The following is a 21834-nucleotide window of genomic DNA, read 5'->3' as shown; positions in this document are numbered from 1 at the left end:
GTTTGAGCGAGCCCGCCAATCCAACCGTTTACGTCATCGCCGGTCCCAATGGTGCCGGCAAGACAACGTTCGCCAGTCGGTATCTACCGCAGTTTGCTGGTTGCCAGGAATTCGTGAACGCTGATTTGATTGCTGCCGGTCTGTCACCATTCAATCCAGAATCCCAATCGGCTGCTGCGGGCCGCTTAATGCTTGATCGGATCAACGAGTTGACATCAGCCCAAGCCACATTCGGATTTGAGACGACACTTGCTGGCCGCGCTCATGCGAAAAGGTTGCGAGCGATGAAAAGCTTTGGTTACCGAGTGTCTTTGTTTTTCATTTGGCTTCCGTCCGTCGACCAAGCCATTGCACGTGTTGCGACTCGCGTCAGAGAGGGTGGTCACAATATCCCCGAACCAACGATCCGGCGTCGCTACGATCTTGGAATCAAAAACTTTGCGTCGTTGTATATGCCAGTCCTCGACGAGTGGTTTGTCTACAATGGATCCTGCCGACCAGCTGGAATTATTGTAGGCCAGCAGGATGGCAACCGACGGGTCTATGACGATGTCGGTTTTGCTGAACTCAAACAGTTTTCCCCGGAATTATTGCCATGATCCGTGACGATACGCCTGAAACCGTGAAGCAAGCGAACGCCGCCATGGAACAAGCCGCTAACGACGTGTTGTTGCGTGCCCGGCGTCACAAAACGCCAATCGTCGTTTGGCGCGACGGCAAGGTTGTCGAACTCGATCCATTTTCTCCTGAGTTCGATGAACCCAAGCAGCAACCACCAATTGCCGGCGACGAGTAGACCTGCAGCGTCGAGAAGCACACCCAACCAATTTCCCAGCTATTTGAACATCTAACCAACCACTGACCAAACCCTTCCGTTTCTCTCCTCGCCTTGGAAGGGCTTTTGCACATGCAGGTCGAAATGTGGTCGCTTGATCGGATCAAGCCTTACGAAAAGAATCCGCGAATCAACGACGACGCGGTTGCCCCCGTCGTCCAGTCTATCAACGAGTTCGGCTTCCGGCAGCCGATCGTGGTTGATCCCGATGGCGTTATCATCGTCGGCCATACACGTTGGAAAGCCGCGAAGCAGTTGAACCTCGCCGAGGTTCCGGTCCATGTTGCAACGGACCTTGAGCCGGAGGCGGTGAAGGCCTATCGCATCGCCGATAATAGGACCGGTGAGAACGCCGAGTGGGATTACGATCTGTTGCCGCTCGAAATTGGCGAGCTACAGCACGTCGGATTCGATTGCGAATTGCTCGGCTTCAACAGCGACGAGCTGGCCAAGCTCCTCGATCCAGGTGTTGAACCGGGACTGACCGATCCCGACGATGTCCCGGAGCCACCTGACGATCCGGTCACCCAGCCCGGCGACCTTTGGATCCTCGGCGACCACCGATTGCTATGTGGCGACTCGACCAGCGTGGAAGATCTCGATCGGCTATTGAACGGTGCGAAGATTCAACTGTGCAATACGGATCCGCCATACAACGTGAAGGTTGAACCCCGTAGCAAGAACGCGATCGCCGCCGGCAACAGCTCCTTTGAGGCCGGCAAAGGGAAATCGAAAGACGGTCCGAAGAAGATGCGAGCCAAAGATCGGCCGCTCGCGAACGATTTTGTTTCGGACGAGGAATTCAATCGCTTGCTCGAAGCCTGGTTCGGCAACATTGCTCGCGTTCTCGAACCCGGCCGAAGCTTCTACATCTGGGGAGGCTTCTCCAACATCGCAAACTACCCGCCCGTGCTGGCAAAAGCCGGGTTGTATTTCTCGCAGGCCATCATTTGGGACAAGATGCATCCCGTGATGACTCGCAAGGATTTCATGGGCGCGCACGAATGGGCGTTCTATGGCTGGAAAGAAGGGGCCGGCCACAAATTCTTCGGACCGAACAATGCGACGGACCTGTGGCACGTCAAGAAGATTCCGCCGCAGCAGTTGGAGCACCTCACCGGCAAACCGGCCGAACTCGCGGTGATGGCGATGCAGTATTCATCGCGACGCGGCGACAACGTCCTCGATCTCTTTGGCGGCAGCGGTTCGACGTTGATCGCCGCCGAGCAGACCGGACGCAAGGCTTTCTTGATGGAACTCGATCCGCCGTACTGCGACGTGATCGTCGATCGCTACCAGCGGTTCACCGGCAAAGCCGCGGTGCTCGAGCGGACCGGCGAGTCACCGATCCGCGTCGGCGCTCGCGAGGAGAACATGCGATGAGTGGAGCGATCAAGCCTTTCGGTGTCGCCACATGTCATCGTAGAAGTAAATGTGCTCTGCATTTAAGTACCGGGCAAGCCGATCCAATTCCGATTCGTCTTTCAACACCTCGGTTTGCCGACTGGTCGCGAAATACTCAGGCTCAGCAGGGCGTGGTTGAAGCGATCGCAGTTCGCCGCCTTCAATCAACTCGATGGCTTCGTCCGGATCCAGGTACCCATCGACCAGAATCGGCAGGACGTGTTCCGGGTAGCCGTCAAAGTGCAAGTACGTGGCGAGGATTCCTCGATCGTAAGTCTGCGTGGCAATTATTGCTCGTGTGGACATGGTTCAGTTTCCTTGGCTTGAAGAATTGGATTTGGAATTGCCGCCGGAAAGCCGTTCGACGCGATCCGGCGGAATGGAAAGCATCAGCGACCGGCCGTTGTCCCAGTCGACATCGAGTTGCAACCAATCGTGTTGCGGATAAACGCCGGCAACCGTTCCTGTCGTGCCGGCTGGGATCGGATCGGGATCATCGCCCATCTCGATCAGACTTACGCGATCGCCCGCCTTGAAGTCGCATTTGGTTTTCATCAGTTTCGAACTCCGTTGGTTTCGTCGAGTAGCGTGGCGACCTCCGATAGCTGAGCGTTGATGAGGTTGACCGCTCGTACGTGTTGCCATCGAAGGTCTTTGCTATCCGGTCGCATCATGCGGTCGAGTTGCAGCTCGATGTGCCGCAATAGGTCGCGAGCGATTTGGTGGCCGTTCTCATAGGCCGGGGCCGGCTCGATCGGCCGAGGATTCAGGTTTTGAACTTTGCTCATTTGGGTTCTTCGTGTTCGTGAAATGAAATGGCGTTCGCGTTAACACACATGAGCCATGAGTCCGCGAACACAGCAAGCGAACTTTGCCAAGCATGCGGAAAGATTCGCCATGTTTTTCGGTAGGTAGAAATCGCGGCTGTCTTTGCCGCGTGCGGCCTTGTGAAGTAGTGCGGCGAGGTAGCCGACCAACGACAAAACGCCCGACCGTGGCCAACGTCGGGCGTGTGTGGCGAACTGTTCGCCGGGGGAAGAAAGTGTCGAAGTTAGAAGGAGAGAGGGACCAAGACGTGCGCGTTCCGGCCGACAACCGCGAACTCTTCGCCGGCGGTTGTTCGGGCGATGATCATGTCGCTGCGTCGAACCAGGTGTTCCACCGTGCCACGTTCAAAGCGGTCGCCAATGGCGGTCCGCAGTTCGTATCCCATGTCGGGTTCCGGCGTTGCCGTTTCCTCTTCCGCAAGGTCCTCGATTTGTCGAACGTCTCCGATAAACATCTTGCCAGCCTCCTATGCCCGAACCGTGAATCGGCCGCGTTCCGTCTTTACAAACCGGCTTCCGTCGCCTTTCGCCAAGTCACGAAGGATCGCCGAGTACAACGTCGCATGCGGAGTCTTTCCGCCGGGGCTTTCCCAGAGATTCTGGTCAACCATCGCGGCGATCATTTCCTGCGTGTTCATGGGTTCGCCGGCGGATTCCAAAACCTGCAAGGCCGCTTTCACGCAGGAAAGCTTTTTCTCGCCGCCGGTGCTGGCTTCGGATTTCTTCTTGGTGACTCGCTTCTTTGCTCGCGTGGCGGGCTCCGCAGTCGACTGGGCCGTCCGTGCCGGTCCTTGCAACCGACCAGCCGTCTTGATGCGGACTCTCTTGTTTGTCGAAAGGTTGGTCGCGTCCCAACCGCCCGAGGCGTTCTCCGCGTCGATGCGCACAACCACTTTCTTGTTCGTCACCGTCGCGTAGTACTCGCTACCGATCTTTACGTCTGCCTTTTTCATGTTTGCGTCTCCAAATTTGTGTTCATGGTTGGCTGCCATCGTCAGGCCGCAGGAACCGCCCGCGACGACGCCGACCCGATTCGTTTGAGGAATGGGGCCGGCGTTTCGGCTTTCGGTTCAAACCACCCCGCCAAGGTTGCTCTTGCGAAGCAGGTCGTACATTTGCAGGAAGAGAAAATGCTCGTCGAGGAGCGGGCCGGCGTGGCCGCCTTGGTCCGCGTCAGCCTTTTCCAAAGCGTCGGCCAGCGGCTTCAGGGTGTCGGCGATGCGGTAGTAGCTTTCGCGAATCTCTTGGAAGGTCGCCGGGTCGAGTTGTTGCATCGCGGTGCGAAGGTCGGCGGTCTTGCTTTCTTTGGCCATGGTTTTGTCTCCGGTAGAAGGTCGTGGTTCTTGGTTCGCCCTGTCGGCGTTAACACACATGAGCCATTCGTTTCGCAGCACATCAAGCGAAGTCCGGCAGCAATTCGCAGTCTTTTGAAAGGTTTTTCAAAGACTGCGAACAATGCCGCTGCTCAGGCGATGTCACTCGGCCGTGTTGCGCCGAAGTTTCGCTGCCAGCCCGTCGATGGTGTCGTGCAAGTCATCGAGTTCGCCAAAGACTCGCTCGAAGTTGGCGCTGTTGGCCGCTGCGGCAAGCGGCAAGTCTTTGACCGCAGCGTGCAACTCTTCAATCAACTCGAGCGTTTGCGTGTGCAGGTACAGAAGGTCTGCGGAAGTTGGGCGGGCAGTTGTGTTGGCCATGTGTCTGTCTCCGTAGGTGGGAAGCGTGAAAACCGTTTCGGTGACACACATGAGCCATGCGTTTTCAAACGCAGCAAGCGAAGTCCGGAGAGAATCTGCAGTCTTTTTTCAGCTTTGGGTTGGCCGGCGACGTTCGGCCGAAACGCCGTTCCATGGGCATACGGCAAACAACCCGCAAACAAGAAAACGCCGCGACAGGTTGCGAACGTCGCGGCGTATGGGCGAAAGAGTTCGCTTTACGAATTAGCTGCCGTTGTCTTCCGGTTCATTGGATTCAAGCAATTCCTCAAGCCGCGCTGCGTAGTGGCGAAGCGTTCCGACGTGATCCCAACCGATCCGCGTTTCGCTGTCCGGAGCCGGTAGGTCCTCAATCATCTGTCGGACGGCTTCCGCCGCTTGCAACGCCCGAGCGTGGGCGGCGACATAGGCTTCTTCAAGGTTCTGCTTTTGATTCATGGTTTATGCTCATCTCTGGTGAAAAGAAAGGCCGGCGGCGTGATCCAGCGCCGCCGGCGTGTTGATTCGCGTTTAGCAATCGCGGCAGGTTTCCCATGCCCGCTTGCTGCCGTAGCAGATCTGTCCACCTTCGACGATGTAGACCATCGCGTCTTCGGCGACGTCTTGGGCATCCGCGAACTCGTGCGGATCATCGTGTTCCGCTTCGTTCATTTCCGCGCCGCTCGTTACGCCGGCGATGCGGTTTTCAAAGGGCCAGTTCTGTTGCGTCATCAACCGCACTTCGCAGTCTTCGCCGTGCTCGTCGCGGTACTCTTCAAGCAAGCCGATCAGTTCGCCGAGGGTCATGTTTGTTTCTCCGTTTGGGTGAATGAAAAACCGTCTTCCGATGACACACATGAGCCATGCGTTTCCAAACACAGCAAGCGAATCCAGCCAGTAATTCGCAGGGTTTTTCCATGTTTCAGCGCGTCGCCGACGTCGCCCACAAACCGCCCCTGTCGCGTCAGCGGCATTGGTGGCCACCTACGTTTGACCTACCCGACATCGCCCACAAACGGCGAGTGTCGCGGCCACAAAACAAAGAAACGCCGCAGCGTTCACTACGGCGTGCGATCGAAAAGGAGAAGTCGTTCCGTCAAACCGCCTGGTCATATTTGCGGGCCAAGTCGAGAAGCTTCTTTTTGACCGGGCGAAAGTCGCATCCGGTTTCGCCGGCGGTCAGTTCGCCGAATCGTTTATTGCGAAGCTCGCCCTTGTACCAACCCTTTGTCCAACCCAGCCGGTAGAAGAGCCGGTTCAGTTCCGTTTCCCCGTGGCCGGCGTCCGGTCGGTCCCAGCAAGATTTCGTTCCGGGCTTCTTGGCGTAGTCCCAGCCCGCGCATCGTTTTTGGTTCAAGGCGAGTTCGGCCAAGCCCAGGATCATTTGGATGTAGCCGATCAATTTGGTTTTGTTGAGCGTTCCGGCGAAGGCCCGGATCTCAATCCTTTGCCGTCCGCGAGCCAGGTGCGTCAGGTTCAAAAGGTGGTAGCGGTCTCGTTCGCAGCGTGTCTTCGCAGCGTCCTTGTTGCCGTAGGTTTTGATTTGCTTCGCCCATTGGTTTCGTTCGCGGCGTCGTGTTCCGGTCGATGCGTAGATGGCCTTTTCATGGTTGGCGATCAAGGAAATCAGTCGGGCCAAGGCCGCCGCGTCGCCGTTCCAAGAAATGGTGATGTGCAGCCCGCAAGATTCGTTGACCCGCGCCCCGCGTTCTCTGATCGCGTCGACCGCGGTCTCGACGTTTTGCAAACCCTCGCGTCCGCGAAGGACCGGTGAAACAAACTCGCAAGGTTTGCGGCCGGCCGGCGTGCGGATGCTGCCGTCGCGTTCCGCCTTCCAACCCGCGGGAAGCCAGGAAACCGGAAGGCCGTTGTGGTAGCCGCCGATCGGCGTGCGGTCGTTTCCGGGCATGTGGGTTTCGATTTCGATACTATGCGGAGCTCCGCATAGCATCGATTATGCGGAGTTCGGGATTATGCAGAGTTGGTCGGTTATGCACCGAAAAACGTTGATTTTTCAAGTTTGTGAGTCCGCATAACAATCTGCCAACCCGCGGGTCACATTGATCTGCTCGCACCCTGATTTGTGGAGTTGGTAATTATGTTGAGCTTCTATTTTCGCGATCCCAAGCGGCTTGCCGCGATGGAAAGCAATCACCTGTCGGCGTTCCTCAACGAGGCTGCCGTGTACTTCCATGCCCAAGGTTACTTCTTCAAGTACGCACGAGCATCATTGGGTTACTCCGCCGCATTTGGCGACTGGCTAAAATGTCAGAGAGTTAAGATCGATTCAATCTCTGACGACCATGTCGTGCAGTTTTTCGATTCAGTCTCTCCGGACGCAAACAGTCCGCGGAGAAAGCGTGCGGTTTCGGCTGTCAACAACGTTCTCTCGTTGGTCCGGAAGAAGCATCCGCCAAGACTTTCATCCAGCTTTGCTGAGAAGGAGGTTGAACGTTTCTCTGAGTTCCTCCGAACTGAGCGAGGTTTAGCGCGCGGGACGGTCGAACATCACCAACGAGGATTGTTGTTGTTCTTTAGAAGCATGTTTGGCAATTGCCAAATTTCGATGAAGCGACTGTCAGCCGAAAGTGTTCACAAATATGTGACAGGCTTGCCGCATCGAAGTCAGCAGCGGAATTGCTGTGCGGCATTGCGAGCCTACTTTCGATTTCTCCGCATGAATGGGATCTGCACCAGCAACTTACAACAGTGTTTACCGGTCGTCCGCAGCAATCGAATGGCGTTGTCGCCGAAATGGCTGGGTGATGGCGATGCTGCAAAGCTGCTACAAGCGGTTGACCGATCCACCAAGATTGGTAGGCGAAATTATGCCGCGATTCTTTGCATGATGGACTTAGGAGTACGGGTCGGCGATGTAGCTGTGCTTCGATTGGATGACATTGATTGGACCCATGGGACGATTCGGATTTCAAACCACAAGCGCGGCAGACCTTATGACTTACCATTGCCGGATCGAACAGGTGTTGCCATCGCCGATTATCTGCGAAAGGGTCGCCCCGCAACTCCGCACCGCAATGTGTTCTTGCGTCACACGCATCCAATTGGTCAGCCTGCATCGGCAGCATCTCTGAAGCGGATGGTTTCAGTTGCATGGAAACGAGCTGGGTTTACCGGACCGAATCGTGGCACCCACATTCTCCGTCACACGATGGCGACATGTTTGAAGCATGAGGGACAAAGCTTGAAGTCAATCGCAGATGTGCTTGGGCACCATTCCTTGCAAACGACAACCCTGTATGCACAGGTCGATTTACCAGCGCTTCGTCGTGTAGCAGGTGAGTGGCCGGAGGTGACAGTATGAGCAAGAAAACACTCGCGATGTCTTCACTCGTCGAACGATACATTGCTTACCGACGCTCGCTGGGGTATCGAATTCACTCAGAGGCGTACTTGTTGAGGTCATTCGGTCAGTACGCCGACAATCACGCTGCGGGGAGGCCACTTACGGTCGAAGTCGCGCTTCAGTGGGCGACCAATTGCAAAGGAAAGAAGCGAATTTACCATGCGAAACGATTGGATGTCGTCCGGTCGCTGGCCCGCTACCTCGCAGTCTTTGACGATCGTACCGAAATCCCGATGCGCGGTCTGCTGGGTAGAAGTTATGATCGTATCCCACCATACATCTTTGCCCCGGCAGAGATATCGCTGTTGTTGGGCACGTGCCTGACGTACGCTCCGTCTTTCAAACGTGATCCAATGACGGGTCTGAGAAACGCCACCGTCATCGGGCTTTTGGCGTGCACCGGAATGCGAATCGGCGAAGTGTTGGCACTGAAGAATGAGCACGTGGATCTCGATGAGGGGGTCTTGAGGGTTTGCCACAGCAAAAACCTGCCGATGCGTCTCGTTCCGGTGTCCGACTCGGCGCGAATCAGCTTGTTGAACTATCGCATCGCGAGGGATCGACAGTTCGGCAATGCGGATCAAGCTGACCCATTCATCCGATCACCTCGCGGTGGGCACCTGCCTTACACAACAATGCGATGCGCGTTCGATCAACTGCTGAAGCGAGCGAATCTGAATCCTGAAAACGGACGTAAACCTCGCTTGCACGATCTGCGACACACCTTCGCGTGCAATCATCTTCTCAGAGCATACCAAGAAGATTGCAACATTGATGACGCAGTCCATGAGTTGTCGGTCTATCTGGGGCACGCAACGCTGACCTCAACGTACTGGTATCTCAGTTCCGTACCGATCTTGATGCAGCAGTGCTCTAAACGGAGCGAATCGTCGATCAAACGCGCTAGACTGGGAGGCGAGTCATGAAAAAATCTGGACCCGATATCCCACGTCATCTGCAGCATTTTCTCGGTGAGCATTTAGTGCAGGACCGTGGCTGTAGTCTCAACACGGTACATTCATACCGCGATGCTCTGTGCGCCTTCTTGACTTACCTTCAACATAAGAAAAACCTTGCGCCGCGAGCGATCACCGCAAGCGATTTCTCCGCGGAGAATGTTGTGGCGTTTCTCAGCCACCTGCAGCGGACTAAGAAATGCAGCGACTCAACTCGCAACCAACGCTTGTCGGCAATTCGTGCCTTCGCGAGGTACCTTCGTTGGAAGGAACCACTTATCTCAAGTGATATGGAGAGCATCCTCGCCATTCCATCAAAACGGACATCGCGGCAAGTGCTCGGCTTTCTGGACCGCGATGAAATGGAAGCTATCTTGGATGCGCCGGACGCAAACACCTGGAGCGGAAAGCGTGATCGAGCTCTGCTTGCAATGATGTACAACACGGGGGCACGGGTCTCCGAAGTCGTGAGTGCCATAGTGTCGGATGTGACGTTGAAACCAAGTGGAACGTTTCGGTTTCAAGGCAAAGGTCGAAAAGAGCGGCTGTTACCTCTTTGGAAATCAACATCAAAGACGCTTGGCCAGTGGATCAAGGGAACTGGGCTGCGACCATCGCAACCGCTGTTTCCCAACGCTCGAGGCGCGATGATGACACGCTCGGGGGTGGAAAAGCGACTGAAGCAGGCGATTATTCGAGCAACTTCAGCCCGTCCATCACTCGTGCAAAAGCGGATTTCGCCGCATACGTTACGTCACACGACAGCCATGCATCTTCTTCAATCCGGCGTCGACATTACGCTGATCGCAATGTGGCTCGGTCACGAAAGTATCGAAACAACGCACCTCTACATTACAGCGAACCTTGAACTTAAAGAGGCGACGCTCGCCGCTCTCCAGCCGGTCAAGAACAGCTCGATGCGATTTCAGCCGGACGATGAACTGCTGAAATTTCTGAAATCGTTGTAGATTCGCGACCATGGGATTATGCGGAGTGCAGGGCGAGTCGCCGATCAAGAAAGGTAGCTATTCATGATGCCAAACAGCGTGACAGACTTCAGACTCTGCATAATCCCGAACTCCGCATAATCGATACCGAAGGCGATGTCGTTGGCGTGCATGTTTGTGTCCCCGAAAAGCGTGGAATTCGTTTTGCGTTGACACACATGAGCCATGCGTTTCGAGACACCTCAAGCGAAGTTCGAAAGTAATGTTCCAGTAATCTGCAGCTTTCTTTTCTTGCCCACAGGCGGCCAGTTTTGGCCCCACGTCGCCGCCGAAAACATGCGGCCACTGACCGCAAACATGCACATCCTCGCGACAGTCGCCGACGTGTTGGCGCAGTCGCAACCTCGTCCACGGAGCCCGCCATGGAAGGCAGCAATGAAGAGCTGAACCCGAATGCGATGACCGCCGAACAAACTGCCGCGTTGTTCTCCAAGTTGCGTCGGCGAAAGGTTCCCGTTGCCGAGATCAAAGCCGACATCGAGGACGGCGCACCGACCAACGGTGCCGACCGATTGAACCTGTTGACCTACACCGCATGGATGTTAAAGGAGGCCGGCCGTGGTGAATGACCCACGCAAACTGAAGCCAAGTGAGTGCTGCCGGTTACTCAACTCGACGCCCCTCGGCACCGTGATCAACGAACGGCAGTTGCATCGGCACCGAGTCGAAGCGGGCAATCGCATCGGAGACGGCCGGCATGTCGATCTACTTGCCTACGCTGATTGGCTACATGAAAAACGGCATGCACCGAAACAGATTTCCGATGTCGATCCGTACGCAAAGCTCAAAGAGAGCGCCCGAGCGCGTAACGCTGCCATTGCCCTGGCCGGTCGCGACATCGGAGAATTGCCGGCGGTCGAGAATCCAGATCGCAAGGCTGCGGCTGCCGGATCATTCCGATTTTTCTGCGAAGCCTACTTTCGTCTGACGTTTCACCTTGCATGGTCTCCGGACCACTTGAAGGTGATCAACAAGATCGAAGAAGCGGTCATCCGCGGCGGTCTATTCTCTCTCGCGATGGCCCGGGGATCCGGCAAAAGCTCACTCGCCGAAGTCGCTTGCATCTGGGCAGTGCTGAACGGCTATCGTGACTTCGTTTGTTTGATCGGTAGCGACGAAGGTCACGCCTGCGACATGCTCGACTCGATCAAGACCGAACTTGATAGCAACGATCTGCTTGCCGTCGACTACCCGGAAGTTTGCTTTCCGATCCAAGCCCTCGACGGCATCGCCAACCGAGCGAACGGCCAGCTATTCAAAGGCAAGCGAACTCAGATCGGTTGGACGGCTAAAGAAATCGTCTTGCCAACCCTTGCCGGCAGCAAAGCCAGCGGCGCGATCATCAAGGTCGCCGGACTGACCGGTCGCATTCGAGGGATGAAGTTCAAACGCCCCGATGGCAAAACGGTCCGCCCATCGTTAGTGGTTCTCGACGACCCGCAAACCGACGAATCCGCTCGATCGCTATCCCAATGTGCCAACCGTGAAGCCATCCTCGCCGGCGCGGTGCTCGGACTGGCAGGCCCCGGCAAGAAGATCTCAGGCATCATGCCCTGCACGGTCATCCGTCCCGGCGACATGGCCGACAACATTCTTAACCGCGACCTTCACCCGGAATGGAACGGCGAACGAACACGCATGGTCAACGCGTTTCCAGCCAACGAAACGCTCTGGCAACGCTACGCCGAGATCCGTGCGGAAGGATTGCGGTCCGGCGATGGTGGAGCCGCCGGCACAAAGTTCTATCGCCAGAACCGTGAAGCCATGGATGCCGGCGCGGACGTTTCATGGAAAGAACGCTTCAACCACGACGAACTATCGGCGATCCAACACGCGATGAACTTGAAGCTTCAAGACGAAGCTGCATTTTTCGCCGAATACCAAAATGAACCGCTGCCGGAAGAAACCGTCGGTGCCGATCAACTAACCTCCGACCAAGTCGCTGCAAAGATCAACAACCTGCCTCGTCGTCGAGTCCCGATCTCCGGCAACCATCTGACCGCATTCATCGACGTTCAAGGCAAACTACTGTTCTACGTCGTTGCCGCATGGGAAGACGATTTCACCGGCTACGTTGTCGATTACGGAACCTACCCCGATCAACAACGAACCTACTTCACACTCCGCGACGCTCGGCACACATTGGCCACTGCCGCCGAGGGAACCGGACTCGAAGGCAGCATCTACGCCGGCCTCGAGGCGTTGACAAACGAGCTACTTTCTCGCGAGTGGCAACGTGATGACGGAGCGGCCATGAAGATCGGACGTTGTTTGATTGACGCCAACTGGGGCCACTCGACCAACGTCGTTTACCAATTCTGCCGGCAAAGCTCCCACGCTTCGATCCTGCTGCCATCGCACGGCCGATTCGTCGGCGCGTCGTCCAATCCCTTCAGCGAATATAAGCGCCGTCCGGGCGATCGCGTTGGACTCAACTGGCGAGTGCCAACCATCCATGGCAAGCGAGCGATCCGCCATGTGATCTACGACACCAACTGGTGGAAGTCCTTCACGCACGCGCGGTTAGCCGTAGCCATGGGTGACCGCGGTTGCCTCTCGATCTTTGGTGACCGCCCCGACCAACACCGCATGTTCGCCGAGCAAGTGACCGCTGAGTATTATGTCCGCACCGAGGGCCGCGGCCGAACCGTCGACGAATGGAAAGCCCGCCCCGAGCAACCAGACAACCACTGGCTCGACTGCCTCGTCGGCTCCGCCGTCGCCGCATCGATGCAAGGTGCGTTGCTTTTTGGCACAGATACTTCGACCCTACTAACTCGTGAGCGCATTAGCTTTCGGGACCTACAGCGAAGAAAAAGAAGCTAGAGGCGGACACTCCTGTCTTTAAACTTGATTCAGCGTCAGTCACGACAACCGTAGCAGATTGCTGGCTTCTGCGAGGATATTTATGAACGCACAATCCCAATGCACCCTCGTTCTCGGATTTGATTCCCGTCCTCTTCTTACTTCAAATTCTCGATCACCAGTTCGTCTTCGACTTCGAAAAGGCCGGGCTGACCACGAACTGAGAACGGCTTGAGTTCGCGGGCGTTTTCTAGCACCCATGAATAGGCCCCATTGTATTTGCGGCACCGAGCATGAGCCTCGTCCAGCACCGACATCGGACGACAATCGACGAGTTCGACAACTGCCAACGCGCAGCCAGCTGGCGCGATGTCAGGCTCTTTAGAAGAAACAATAAGCAACTTGCCACGATGCTCTGTTTTCCACGTACGCGTTTCGATCGTCTTTTCACCACTGGCGATCATGTTCGCCCATGGCTGCTTGATTGAAAGTGCTTTCATACCGGTTGTGATACCATACTAGTTGTGAAGCCAAGCTGACGCTTCATTTCATCCGAAGTTCGTACCTCAAACTCAGTAACGAGATCGATCGCCCATCTCTTCAGCATATCAGCCCATGGCTGATATGAATCGACAACCTTTGGACCAATCAACTCGCCAATGGAAGATGGGAAATATCCCTGACTGAGAACACGACTCTGAAGTTCAACGTCGGATGCAGATGCCAAACTTTTCGCGAAAGGGATGAGAGCTTTGGCATCGAGCTGCTTGTATGGCGTCAGGCTTTTACCATTAATCCGAGATGGGGTACCAGCAAGTATATCAAATGCGTAGGAATCGGGATCATCCAAACCACGTTTCATCATTGCCGCACGTCTATAGAGGCAGGGGACGCAGTAGCCGCAGTGCACAACCTTCTCGTCCTTGTGTTGACTGGGATGGGAACAAGAAACTGATCTCTTTACGGCATCAATCAGAGAAGGATCCATATTCTGCAGCATATCTGTCTTGCTTAAGTATAGAAATGGATTTCGGATTTCTCCGTCATAGACGTTAGAAGCGTGCAGCGTCCGAAGCAGGCGTTGGAGGTAGATCGGATGCACCGTACGCGTGCTGTGGGAACCTGCCCGTGACCGCTGTAGAGGCGGATTCAACGCAATTAGGCCATTCTCAGGAATGAAGACCGAACTGATACCAGCTGCTTTCGCGATCGTGATAGCGAGGGCAAGAAACAGAAAAGACCGTGGACGATGCGAATCTTCGATCTTGTCTGGCAATGGATGGCGATGAGTCACATTTCCCGAGCGAGCAACGCGACACTGAATGAGGGCAGCTTGGTCGCCATACTTCCCGGCTAGAAACTGGAACAGATCCTTTTGTGCACTTGCCGTTGTCGGCTCCGCCTGATGCCCCACAAGCAATACCTTACGGCCTTCGGAAAGCAGCTTATGTGCGCCGAGTAGTGAATCGACTCCGCCTGAAAACAGGCATACGGTGTCGAATCCCTCAGGAAGCGACTGCCGGTGACGGGGACCGTCTGGCAAGGCCGATCGCTCTAACCACTCAAAGCTAAATCGGTCCTGAGAAAGAAACTTCAAAGTCGACGACAACGATGATGATGCCCGTTGCCAGTTGTCTGGTTTGGCAACCGGAATAATGAGGTCGAAGTCGCGAGTCCAGCGGTCTGCAGCCGTCTCGCGTTTCACAAGTTCGTCGGCGATATAGACGGAAATAGCAATATCCACAAAGTCACGAGTCTCGGCGTCAAGCTCGATACGCATCGGTTGCCCATTGAGCTTGTACTGCACGGTGACGTTTCTGTCTCCAGTCAGGCTATCGATGACACCAACGGATGCGTCGTCGAGTGCCGCGATGTACCTTTCGTCGTTGCAGGCTTCCTCGCCAACGTAGCGCACGATTCTCATGATCACTCCTCACTTGAGAGCAGGCTGAGGCGAAATTCCAGCGTTCCAACTATTCCCTCAGCGAGCTGCTTTCCTTCTTGTCCGAACCAATCTGTCGTTCCGAATCGCCCTTCGTCTCGAATGTCGTCCATAAGCTGTTCTACATGACCACGGCAAGATTCTTTCACCGCAGAGGCCATCGCGAGCGTATCGCCATTCAGTTCAACCTTTTGAGTCGCATGTTGTTCAACCCAGCTCCAAATTCGATCGAAAACGAAGTGGGACAGGAACGATTCAATGAGCCCTTCAATACCTTCGCTGCTCAGGAAGCCCTGGAGTGACGTATCGAGGTCTTCGTATGAGCCGTCCGCCTCGATCGCCGCACATTCGAGAATGGCGTCGCGCAACGCCGTTTCAAGGAGATCGTGATGTGGTCCCTCGGCGTGCTCGGCAAGATGCTCAGCAACAGCAGCAACAACTTCAATTGCTGTCTTATCCTTAAGTTCATCCAAGCCGAGTCGTTCAATGCCCGCGTCGAGCCCCCCCGTGCCAACTGCAGCACCAAATCCACCTAACCCAGAGACGGCCCCTCCAACTGATGCTCCTCCGCCTCCACCCCCGCCGCTTCCGCCAGAGCCGAGACCACCACTGGAATTGATGACGCCGCCAATAAGTGCTTCAGAGCTGAAAGACGAACTTCCGCCGAGTGACCGAGGAATTCCTCGCTTAACCGCCGTCCATCCGCCATTGCTCGGCGTCTCCATTCCTTTCGAGGTACCCATATTCGCTTCCTATACTCGATCCTTCTTTTTCTTCTTTCTCACGGTGAGCGCTTCAGCAAGCTTGCTTTGGAACCGTCCTCTAGTCTTCTCGTCAACTGTGTGTCCTGCACCCTCTGCGGCTGTGAGCAAACTACTTACGGCGACATTGATGGCATCCTGCCCTTTGGGATCCAGACTTGATAGTCCTTTGATAACCACCGGGAATTGATCCGCATGTGATCTGCAGATCTCTGAAAGGCCGTTGATCATATGAATCTGGATTGTCATCTGGTTTACAGCGGGGAGATCTGCCAAGAGTGCTCTGATGATCGCCGACACGACTGCTGGTTCCTGCGCAGCCGCTTGCCGAGCAGCCGTTTTCGTCCGTATTGGATCGTTGCTGGCGATCAGCCGCGAGAGCGACTTCGCCTTCTCGTCGACCGGAACAAGTGCCTGTCGCTTTCCTTGTCCAAGTGAAGTCTGGGCCAAGTAGAGATAGTGACTCAGGTTGTCGTTACCATCGAGGGGCGGTTCGGCGCGCAAAAAGTCCAACAAACCAACGTGGCCCAAGGATTCAGTAACCAACTCCGAGTTGCTTTGTTTCTGTCCCTCCGAATCTGCGATAGCAAACATTTCCTGAATCAATGCAGAAGTGCCAGTCTGCGGATCGATTGTGTCGACGATTGCATTAAAGAAATCTTCCCATGCGTACTCTAGAACGGCCAACTTGATAAGCAGAGCTGGCTGAATCTCCAAACTATTTGCATTGGCAAGTTTTTGACGAAGCGAAACGATGTTGAGAAACCGCTTGATCTGGCGAGGATTCCCACGAAGTCCGTGGGCAAGAACGTCGACATACGGCAAGACATCGTCGAGCTCGGATTGGACCTGCTCCGGCTTATGTTTTAAGTGGAGCTGATTCTCGTCGGGCCAGGTCCGAATGCTGTCGCCAATCTGTTCGGCGGCCAAGAATGCGGTTCTTGCTGCAAGCAGATCCGCAAGACCTGCATCGTTCAAGTTCCGACCAATGATTAACATGCCGACATAGCATGCGATGTCGCGCAGCTCTTGAGCTGGAATTGAGAACGGAACTTGTATGATCTTTTCGAGAAAGTCCTTTCGTCGCTGCGACTCCGAGACGCTGTAAATCTCGCCGACCGCATCTTCGATCTTTTCGGCATCCGCCCCGATGACGAATGTGCATGCCGGTGTATTCAAAAACAATTTGATGGTTTCAAACGTTTCGATGACTTTCTCGCTGGAGCATCGATCCAGATCGTCGATGAAAACGACAACGTGCTCGACCTGCATCTTCTTCAGCAACAACTCAAAGTCGCGATCGAAGACTTCCATGGTTTCGGCAACTCTTTCAGATTCTTCCTTGAAGCAGTCGACGAATTCTGAGATATCGGGCGTCATCGTCATCGCCGTCTTGCCTATGAATTTCGCGAGTTTGAGAACGCTGGCTCCCTCTTTGATGCGATTGACAACGTCAGACGCCTGATCCCACAAATTCTTGTCTTCGGCGAGTCGCGCCAGAATTGCGTGAATTAACGCCGATTGGGCTTCCTCACGTCTTTCGTAACGCCATGCGTTAAACCATAGCGTTTTTACACATCTCTCTTTCTGGGCCTCAATGCGGGACTTTAACATCCGCATCAGGCTTGTCTTGCCGCTTCCCCATGATCCAAAGATTCCGAGAGTTAAGGGCGCAAGGTCCGGTAACGTACAGACGTCAGCCAACACGTCCACGTAACTGGCGAACCCCAAACAATCGTGTTCTGATTCGCGATCCGACCACACTAGAATTGTCTCCACGAAGTTGAAATGCTCAAGCACTGTTTTTTCAAGCAACGCCTGTCAATATTATCAAATTCCCTCTGGTGGGTGTTGGTGCACCAGACGCCTGGCTTGATCGTGAAAGAATCTGCAACGCACCGCCACAAACAACACCTTTTTTCGAGTGACAGTCACAACTACGGCGAGAAATCCCCTACAAATTGCCACCATGCTTCAGGATGGAGTCCAATGCGTTCCGACGCTTTGGTGGCCGACAGCGGGTTAGATACTTCTGGACTTGGTCTCGACAGTCTGAGAGTTAAGTCCCTGGAATTGGACTTTCACTCAAATCTGACGCTGTCGATTTTCTCCTGCATGGTTTGCTCCCGATCCGTGCGTGTCCCGACTTTGATGCTGGTTGTGATCCGTGGTGCTCCTATTGCGTGAACACGTTCGTGACAGAGCTTGATCGCGCCAAACACATCGTCCCAATCGCCTTCGATGTTGGTTCCGTACGCATGGAGTTGGTGCTCCAGTCCTGCTTCCTGAAGCACCTTCTGGCATTCAGCGACGTACTTGCTGACAGAAACGCCCACGCCCATTGGAACGACGCACAGATCTACGATGACTTTCATCTGACATGTCTCGGAACAGGTTGAATTTGTATTGAGACCATGATTTTGGACGCGAGCATTGGACGCGGCAAGGCGTTGAACGCTCTCGTACGCATTCGAACGATCCTTCACTCTGCGGTTTTGCTAGTTGGCAACGCACGTGGGGATGCTGTTAGGTCGCCAAAATCTTAGGACGGCGTCGTCGGCAAGGGATTCCACCGGGTAGGTGTATTCGCAGAAGAAACATGTCTTTCCTAGTGAGACTTCTGTGGCGGATGACCTTCAAGACGAGATTCGTGAGAACGCTTCGGGGCCGGCGAAGGCGTCGGGTGATGCTGGGTCGGTGGAACAGCACAAGCTGACTGATCAAATCGCGGCGGACAGACATCTCGCCGGCAAGAGTGCCGTTGCCAAGCCGCATCGCGGACTTCGCTTCAACAAGATTGTGCCGCCGTCGGCTGGTTGATCTTTCTTTCGCTCTCCAATCCACAAGGGCTGCCGGGGACGGCAACAGGACACAGCACGGATGCTGAAACGTTTGTCAGGGATCATCGAGCAATTGCGCAGCGGAGGACTCCATCGCTCCGTCGCCTCTGGACGCTCGCCCCGGCAGCCCTTTTTCTCTCGCCTGCGTGCCAAGTACGACGCAGCAAACACGACACTCGACAATATCAAACATTGGTCGCGAGCCGATGGCCTATCCGCCTCCGCGGCCAACAGCCCCGATGTCCGACGGACACTTCGCAACCGATCACGCTACGAAGTCGCCAACAACAGTTACGCTCGCGGTATCACGCTGACGCTCGCCAATGATGTTGTCGGTACGGGGCCTCGGCTACAAATGCTCACCGCGGATGATGCGGCCAACCGCTTTGTTGAAGCCGAGTTCTTCGCTTGGTGCGAAGCGGTTGGCCTTGCCGAAAAACTGCGAACGATGCGGCTATCGCGAGTTGCCGATGGAGAATCGTTCGGATTGCTCACTAGTAACGAACAACTTGACACGCCGGTCAACCTTGATCTGCGGCTGCTTGAGGCCGATCAAATCGCCTCGCCGACGTTGATGCCTGACACACGTCGCTACCTCGATGGCATCCAATTCGATGCCGATGGCAATCCCGTCGCGTACGACGTCTTGAAGAACCATCCCGGCGACGGCTTCTTTGTGCTAGATGATGAATACGACACAGTGCCATCCGTCGATGTCGTCCACTACTTTCGCTGCGATCGACCGGGACAAATTCGCGGCATCCCGGACATCACGCCGGCCCTGCCGCTGTTTGCTCAACTGAGGCGATTCACGCTTGCGGTTCTTGCTGCAGCGGAAACGGCCGCTGAATTCGCCGGCATTCTCTACACCGATGCGCCGGCCAACGGTGAAGCCGATGCGGCGGAACCGTTCGAGCCGATCGAGCTTGAGAAGCGAATGCTGTTGACGATGCCCGGCGGCTGGAAGATGGCTCAAATGAAAAGTGAGCAGCCATCGACCACTTACGCGGAGTTCAAGAAAGAAATCCTCAACGAGATCGCTCGTTGCTTGAACATGCCGTTCAACGTCGCTGCCGGGAATTCCTCGGGCTACAACTATGCCAGTGGGCGGCTCGACCACCAAACCTATTTCAAATCGATTCGTGTCGAGCAATCGCAGTTCGCCCGCGTGGTGCTCGACCGCATCCTGCACGCTTGGCTTCGCGAAGCCATTCTCATCGAGGGCTATCTGCCCAACTCGCTTCGCACGCTCGACTCGACGTTCGAGCACCAATGGTTCTGGGACGGACACGAACATGTCGATCCAGCCAAAGAAGCCAACGCCCAGAAGATCCGTCTCGCCAGTCATACGACAACTCTGGCTATCGAATTTGCGCGGCAGGGGCGTGACTGGGAGACGGAGCTCAAACAACGTGCGAAAGAGATCGCCCTGATGCGTAACCTCGGTCTGACGATCGAGTCCAAAACTGATTCTTCATCCGAACCCGAAGTCACGGAAGACCATGCCGAAGACGCTGAACCCCAAACTGTCGGAGCAGAACTATGCCGTATCTGCTTGAGTTCACCGAAGCGGATTTGGACCGGCCGTTGACCGAACCCGAGAAGATGGCGGAGACGGTTCGGGAAATGTTTGACGGGAAGACGCCGGTTCGGACGAAGGATGTGGCGGACCGTTTAGCGCGGAACTACGGAACGGTGAAAACGCATTTGCATCGGGCAGGGAAACTCGGACTGCTGCTCCATGTTCCCCGTCGGGGTTGGCTATTGCCAGAGACCGACCACGCCAACGGATAAGTCGCTCAACAGCGCCACCAAATCGTCGCCGGTGAACTTTCGACCCACTTCCAGTGCAATGCACTCACGAGTGAACTCGTCGATCAGAGAGAGGATCTTCAACGAGCGACCGTCTTCGGTTCGATCAAAGATGAAGTCGACCGACCAAACGTGATTGGGGTACTCGGCCGATCGACGAATGACGCCGCCTTCGGAGTTGCCCAATCGTCGCTTTTTCGCCTTTTTGACCGGCACCTTGAGACCTTGTTGTTTCCAGAGTCGGTGGATTCGTTTGAAGTTCACACGCCAGCCTTCCTGCCGCAGAAGACGAGTGATGCGTCGATATCTCTTCCAACATCCGAACTCGCTGTCGAGATCAAGCCTCGGAACTCCGGTTGCCCATACCCAGAGAATCCCATTGATGGTTGTGCGGTGATCGTTCCAGGGGCGTCCGGGCTTCCCCAGCCACCACTCGCTATTGACAGAATTTTATCCAGCCGCTGGCACCTAATATCTACGTCCTAGCTCGCCGGCTTCAGATAACCATGCATTCCGAGCCAACGCACATAGGCATCGAACCAGCCGGTGCTGGTAGTGGATTTCTGGTACATGCCAAAGCCGTGCCCGCCTTGTTCGTAGTAATGCAATTCAACAGCGCGATTTGCTTTACGCCAGCTCTCAATCAGACCAAAGCCAACAGGGAAAAGTGGGTCATCGGCTGCAATAGCAACGAATAGGGGCGGTGCATCGGCGGGAACTTCAACCGCATTCAGTCCGCCATAGATGCTGGCGATGAATGCGGGCTTGCTTTCCCCTCCGCTCAGCGTTGTTGTCATGGTGAGCATCGCGCCAGCAGAGAAGCCGATCATGCCGATGCGGTCTGGATCCACATGCCATTTCTCGGAATTCTCGCGAATGAGCGCGAAAGCGGCGTTCGCATCGGCGACTTGCGGTGCAATACGAGCGGTCATCTCTGCCGGTGTCGGACGCCCTGACCGCGGCCCACTCCTAGGCCGGGGGCGAGTAGGATTTGCGAACTCTTTAAGATCTGCAGCAGTCTGGTTAAGACGATACTTGAGCACAAAAGCCGCCACGCCTTTGGCGGCGAGCGCCTCGGCGACCTGCCAACCTTCATTTTCCATTGACAATGTCCTGAAACCTCCTCCTGGTGCAACAATCACAGCCGCGCCGGTCGCCTTCCCAGGATCAGGTAGAAAGGGAGTCAACGTGGCCACAGTAACGTTGCGAGCGAACTTGCTACCGTATTGACTGCGCCAGGACTCGGGCGTTTCGGCGCCGGGCAATGGACCAGTTCCCAACTCGATGGCGTTGGGCTGTGCGGGGGTTTCGATCGACGTCATGGCATCTCTCGGAGTGTTTTGCTCCGGTGCGTTTGGACTTGCCGCTTCCTGAGCTATTGCTGTCGCAGGTATCGAGAGAAAGCACGCTGACGATAACGACACACAATACAACGTTGTCTTGACCTTTCTAAACAAGCGAAAGTCTACGATTCTTGTATTTCGATTTTTCACAGATGACTCCAGTACTTAAACGGTTTATTCGAGGGAATGCCAACGTCGGATCTAGGACCCCACAATCAGATTGTGGAGTATCCGATAGGTCGATCGG

The 21834-nt window shown here is 55.3% G+C and carries 28 protein-coding genes and 1 other RNA gene; 10 read left to right on the top strand and 19 right to left on the bottom strand.

Annotated features, from left to right (window positions below):
* Positions 1-2 precede the first annotated feature (2 nt).
* From Mal65_RS07795 to Mal65_RS07785, 3 genes are all read left to right on the top strand, one after another.
* Positions 3-599 carry an ATPase gene (locus Mal65_RS07795; RefSeq protein ID WP_196784669.1) on the top strand — a complete coding sequence of 199 codons (597 nt, stop codon included), beginning with the start codon at positions 3-5 and terminating at the stop codon, positions 597-599.
* A complete protein-coding gene (locus tag Mal65_RS07790) occupies positions 596-796 on the top strand; it encodes a hypothetical protein (RefSeq protein WP_145295623.1) in 201 nt (66 codons plus the stop codon). Before Mal65_RS07795 ends, Mal65_RS07790 begins: the two co-directional genes overlap by 4 nt.
* A gap of 111 nt (positions 797-907) precedes the next feature.
* The gene (locus Mal65_RS07785) at positions 908-2218 is read left to right on the top strand and encodes a DNA modification methylase (RefSeq protein WP_145295620.1); all 1311 of its coding nucleotides are present in this window, start codon (positions 908-910) and stop codon (positions 2216-2218) included.
* A gap of 9 nt (positions 2219-2227) precedes the next feature.
* Here Mal65_RS07785 and Mal65_RS07780 read toward each other — a convergent pair whose 3' ends face one another.
* The 12 genes from Mal65_RS07780 to Mal65_RS07730 all read right to left on the bottom strand — a co-directional run bounded on the left by Mal65_RS07780 (position 2228) and on the right by Mal65_RS07730 (position 6666).
* A complete protein-coding gene (locus Mal65_RS07780) occupies positions 2228-2545 on the bottom strand; it encodes a hypothetical protein (RefSeq protein WP_145295617.1) in 318 nt (105 codons plus the stop codon).
* Between the two features lie 3 nt (positions 2546-2548).
* On the bottom strand, positions 2549-2794 hold the full coding sequence (locus Mal65_RS07775; protein ID WP_145295615.1) for a DUF4314 domain-containing protein: 246 nt from the start codon (positions 2792-2794) through the stop codon (positions 2549-2551).
* Positions 2794-3027: a hypothetical protein gene (locus tag Mal65_RS07770; RefSeq protein ID WP_145295612.1), complete on the bottom strand. Its 234-nt coding sequence runs from the start codon at positions 3025-3027 to the stop codon at positions 2794-2796. The genes Mal65_RS07775 and Mal65_RS07770 overlap by 1 nt, the downstream gene beginning before the upstream one ends.
* A 263-nt stretch (positions 3028-3290) precedes the next feature.
* On the bottom strand, positions 3291-3521 hold the full coding sequence (locus Mal65_RS07765; RefSeq protein WP_145295609.1) for a hypothetical protein: 231 nt from the start codon (positions 3519-3521) through the stop codon (positions 3291-3293).
* 12 nt (positions 3522-3533) lie between these two features.
* Positions 3534-4019: a winged helix-turn-helix domain-containing protein gene (locus Mal65_RS07760; RefSeq protein ID WP_165701141.1), complete on the bottom strand. Its 486-nt coding sequence runs from the start codon at positions 4017-4019 to the stop codon at positions 3534-3536.
* Positions 4020-4045: 26 nt separating this feature from the next.
* An RNA gene (locus Mal65_RS07755) (hammerhead ribozyme type II) lies at positions 4046-4130 on the bottom strand.
* A 6-nt stretch (positions 4131-4136) separates the two neighbouring features.
* The gene (locus Mal65_RS07750) at positions 4137-4379 is read right to left on the bottom strand and encodes a hypothetical protein (protein ID WP_145295603.1); all 243 of its coding nucleotides are present in this window, start codon (positions 4377-4379) and stop codon (positions 4137-4139) included.
* Positions 4380-4541: 162 nt separating this feature from the next.
* Positions 4542-4760, bottom strand: a complete 219-nt coding sequence (locus Mal65_RS07745) for a hypothetical protein (RefSeq protein ID WP_145295600.1) — start codon at positions 4758-4760, stop codon at positions 4542-4544.
* 243 nt (positions 4761-5003) lie between these two features.
* Positions 5004-5216 (bottom strand): hypothetical protein, encoded by a 213-nt coding sequence (locus tag Mal65_RS07740; RefSeq protein WP_145295597.1) that lies wholly within the window; start codon positions 5214-5216, stop codon positions 5004-5006.
* Between the two features lie 72 nt (positions 5217-5288).
* A complete protein-coding gene (locus Mal65_RS07735) occupies positions 5289-5564 on the bottom strand; it encodes a hypothetical protein (protein WP_145295595.1) in 276 nt (91 codons plus the stop codon).
* A complete protein-coding gene (locus Mal65_RS26385; RefSeq protein ID WP_165701140.1) occupies positions 5561-5731 on the bottom strand; it encodes a hypothetical protein in 171 nt (56 codons plus the stop codon). Before Mal65_RS26385 ends, Mal65_RS07735 begins: the two co-directional genes overlap by 4 nt.
* 122 nt (positions 5732-5853) lie before the next feature.
* The gene (locus Mal65_RS07730; protein WP_165701139.1) at positions 5854-6666 is read right to left on the bottom strand and encodes an amidoligase family protein; all 813 of its coding nucleotides are present in this window, start codon (positions 6664-6666) and stop codon (positions 5854-5856) included.
* Positions 6667-6855: 189 nt separating this feature from the next.
* Between Mal65_RS07730 and Mal65_RS07725 the strand changes: the two genes are divergently transcribed.
* The 5 genes from Mal65_RS07725 to Mal65_RS07705 all read left to right on the top strand — a co-directional run bounded on the left by Mal65_RS07725 (position 6856) and on the right by Mal65_RS07705 (position 12910).
* Positions 6856-8079 (top strand): site-specific integrase, encoded by a 1224-nt coding sequence (locus tag Mal65_RS07725; RefSeq protein WP_145295028.1) that lies wholly within the window; start codon positions 6856-6858, stop codon positions 8077-8079.
* A gap of 17 nt (positions 8080-8096) precedes the next feature.
* Positions 8097-9047 carry a tyrosine-type recombinase/integrase gene (locus Mal65_RS07720; protein WP_197137846.1) on the top strand — a complete coding sequence of 317 codons (951 nt, stop codon included), beginning with the start codon at positions 8097-8099 and terminating at the stop codon, positions 9045-9047.
* A complete protein-coding gene (locus tag Mal65_RS07715; RefSeq protein ID WP_145295023.1) occupies positions 9044-10045 on the top strand; it encodes a tyrosine-type recombinase/integrase in 1002 nt (333 codons plus the stop codon). Before Mal65_RS07720 ends, Mal65_RS07715 begins: the two co-directional genes overlap by 4 nt.
* Positions 10046-10446: 401 nt before the next feature.
* Positions 10447-10653, top strand: a complete 207-nt coding sequence (locus Mal65_RS07710; protein WP_145295589.1) for a hypothetical protein — start codon at positions 10447-10449, stop codon at positions 10651-10653.
* Between the two features lie 61 nt (positions 10654-10714).
* Positions 10715-12910, top strand: a complete 2196-nt coding sequence (locus Mal65_RS07705; protein WP_165701138.1) for a terminase gpA endonuclease subunit — start codon at positions 10715-10717, stop codon at positions 12908-12910.
* 137 nt (positions 12911-13047) lie between these two features.
* Here Mal65_RS07705 and Mal65_RS07700 read toward each other — a convergent pair whose 3' ends face one another.
* The 5 genes from Mal65_RS07700 to Mal65_RS07680 all read right to left on the bottom strand — a co-directional run bounded on the left by Mal65_RS07700 (position 13048) and on the right by Mal65_RS07680 (position 17967).
* Entirely contained in the window at positions 13048-13389 is a 342-nt protein-coding gene (locus tag Mal65_RS07700) for an ASCH domain-containing protein (protein WP_145295583.1), read from the bottom strand.
* Positions 13386-14813 carry a Qat anti-phage system QueC-like protein QatC gene (qatC, locus tag Mal65_RS07695; protein WP_145295580.1) on the bottom strand — a complete coding sequence of 476 codons (1428 nt, stop codon included), beginning with the start codon at positions 14811-14813 and terminating at the stop codon, positions 13386-13388. The genes Mal65_RS07700 and qatC overlap by 4 nt, the downstream gene beginning before the upstream one ends.
* 2 nt (positions 14814-14815) lie before the next feature.
* A complete protein-coding gene (locus tag Mal65_RS07690) occupies positions 14816-15556 on the bottom strand; it encodes a Qat anti-phage system associated protein QatB (protein WP_527249234.1) in 741 nt (246 codons plus the stop codon).
* 27 nt (positions 15557-15583) lie between these two features.
* A complete protein-coding gene (locus Mal65_RS07685) occupies positions 15584-17407 on the bottom strand; it encodes a KAP family P-loop NTPase fold protein (protein ID WP_145295574.1) in 1824 nt (607 codons plus the stop codon).
* Positions 17408-17673: 266 nt separating this feature from the next.
* Positions 17674-17967, bottom strand: a complete 294-nt coding sequence (locus Mal65_RS07680; RefSeq protein ID WP_145304771.1) for an MTH1187 family thiamine-binding protein — start codon at positions 17965-17967, stop codon at positions 17674-17676.
* Positions 17968-18214: 247 nt separating this feature from the next.
* Between Mal65_RS07680 and Mal65_RS07675 the strand changes: the two genes are divergently transcribed.
* Complete coding sequence (locus Mal65_RS07675) at positions 18215-18412, top strand: hypothetical protein (protein WP_145295572.1); 198 nt, start codon at positions 18215-18217, stop codon at positions 18410-18412.
* A 60-nt stretch (positions 18413-18472) separates the two neighbouring features.
* The gene (locus Mal65_RS07670; RefSeq protein ID WP_145295569.1) at positions 18473-20023 is read left to right on the top strand and encodes a phage portal protein; all 1551 of its coding nucleotides are present in this window, start codon (positions 18473-18475) and stop codon (positions 20021-20023) included.
* A 170-nt stretch (positions 20024-20193) separates the two neighbouring features.
* Here the strand turns inward: Mal65_RS07670 and Mal65_RS07665 are convergent, their stop codons facing one another.
* Positions 20194-20541, bottom strand: coding sequence for an IS3 family transposase (locus Mal65_RS07665; protein ID WP_261343543.1), 348 nt, complete (start codon positions 20539-20541; stop codon positions 20194-20196).
* 185 nt (positions 20542-20726) lie between these two features.
* A complete protein-coding gene (locus tag Mal65_RS07660; protein ID WP_390621966.1) occupies positions 20727-21623 on the bottom strand; it encodes an alpha/beta hydrolase in 897 nt (298 codons plus the stop codon).
* Between the last annotated feature and the right edge of the window lie 211 nt (positions 21624-21834).

The sequence above is a fragment of the Crateriforma conspicua genome, assembly GCF_007752935.1.
GTDB classification, from domain to species: domain Bacteria; phylum Planctomycetota; class Planctomycetia; order Pirellulales; family Pirellulaceae; genus Crateriforma; species Crateriforma conspicua.
This window is presented reverse-complemented; position numbering and strand designations above follow the sequence as displayed.

Excerpts from the sequence above, each read along its gene's own strand:
- Mal65_RS07690 (WP_527249234.1), bottom strand. The coding sequence starts at position 15,556 with ATGGAGACGCCGAGCAATGGCGGATGGACGGCGGTTAAGCGAGGAATT.
- Mal65_RS26385 (WP_165701140.1), bottom strand. The coding sequence starts at position 5,731 with ATGCCGCTGACGCGACAGGGGCGGTTTGTGGGCGACGTCGGCGACGCG.
- Mal65_RS07725 (WP_145295028.1), top strand. The coding sequence starts at position 6,856 with ATGTTGAGCTTCTATTTTCGCGATCCCAAGCGGCTTGCCGCGATGGAA.
- Mal65_RS07710 (WP_145295589.1), top strand. The coding sequence starts at position 10,447 with ATGGAAGGCAGCAATGAAGAGCTGAACCCGAATGCGATGACCGCCGAA.
- Mal65_RS07740 (WP_145295597.1), bottom strand. The coding sequence starts at position 5,216 with ATGAATCAAAAGCAGAACCTTGAAGAAGCCTATGTCGCCGCCCACGCT.
- Mal65_RS07730 (WP_165701139.1), bottom strand. The coding sequence starts at position 6,666 with ATGCCCGGAAACGACCGCACGCCGATCGGCGGCTACCACAACGGCCTT.
- Mal65_RS07775 (WP_145295615.1), bottom strand. The coding sequence starts at position 2,794 with ATGAAAACCAAATGCGACTTCAAGGCGGGCGATCGCGTAAGTCTGATC.
- Mal65_RS07780 (WP_145295617.1), bottom strand. The coding sequence starts at position 2,545 with ATGTCCACACGAGCAATAATTGCCACGCAGACTTACGATCGAGGAATC.
- Mal65_RS07750 (WP_145295603.1), bottom strand. The coding sequence starts at position 4,379 with ATGGCCAAAGAAAGCAAGACCGCCGACCTTCGCACCGCGATGCAACAA.
- qatC (WP_145295580.1), bottom strand. The coding sequence starts at position 14,813 with ATGAGAATCGTGCGCTACGTTGGCGAGGAAGCCTGCAACGACGAAAGG.
- Mal65_RS07765 (WP_145295609.1), bottom strand. The coding sequence starts at position 3,521 with ATGTTTATCGGAGACGTTCGACAAATCGAGGACCTTGCGGAAGAGGAA.
- Mal65_RS07700 (WP_145295583.1), bottom strand. The coding sequence starts at position 13,389 with ATGAAAGCACTTTCAATCAAGCAGCCATGGGCGAACATGATCGCCAGT.
- Mal65_RS07745 (WP_145295600.1), bottom strand. The coding sequence starts at position 4,760 with ATGGCCAACACAACTGCCCGCCCAACTTCCGCAGACCTTCTGTACCTG.
- Mal65_RS07770 (WP_145295612.1), bottom strand. The coding sequence starts at position 3,027 with ATGAGCAAAGTTCAAAACCTGAATCCTCGGCCGATCGAGCCGGCCCCG.
- Mal65_RS07790 (WP_145295623.1), top strand. The coding sequence starts at position 596 with ATGATCCGTGACGATACGCCTGAAACCGTGAAGCAAGCGAACGCCGCC.
- Mal65_RS07760 (WP_165701141.1), bottom strand. The coding sequence starts at position 4,019 with ATGAAAAAGGCAGACGTAAAGATCGGTAGCGAGTACTACGCGACGGTG.
- Mal65_RS07715 (WP_145295023.1), top strand. The coding sequence starts at position 9,044 with ATGAAAAAATCTGGACCCGATATCCCACGTCATCTGCAGCATTTTCTC.
- Mal65_RS07720 (WP_197137846.1), top strand. The coding sequence starts at position 8,097 with ATGTCTTCACTCGTCGAACGATACATTGCTTACCGACGCTCGCTGGGG.
- Mal65_RS07735 (WP_145295595.1), bottom strand. The coding sequence starts at position 5,564 with ATGACCCTCGGCGAACTGATCGGCTTGCTTGAAGAGTACCGCGACGAG.
- Mal65_RS07785 (WP_145295620.1), top strand. The coding sequence starts at position 908 with ATGCAGGTCGAAATGTGGTCGCTTGATCGGATCAAGCCTTACGAAAAG.
- Mal65_RS07670 (WP_145295569.1), top strand. The coding sequence starts at position 18,473 with ATGCTGAAACGTTTGTCAGGGATCATCGAGCAATTGCGCAGCGGAGGA.
- Mal65_RS07680 (WP_145304771.1), bottom strand. The coding sequence starts at position 17,967 with ATGAAAGTCATCGTAGATCTGTGCGTCGTTCCAATGGGCGTGGGCGTT.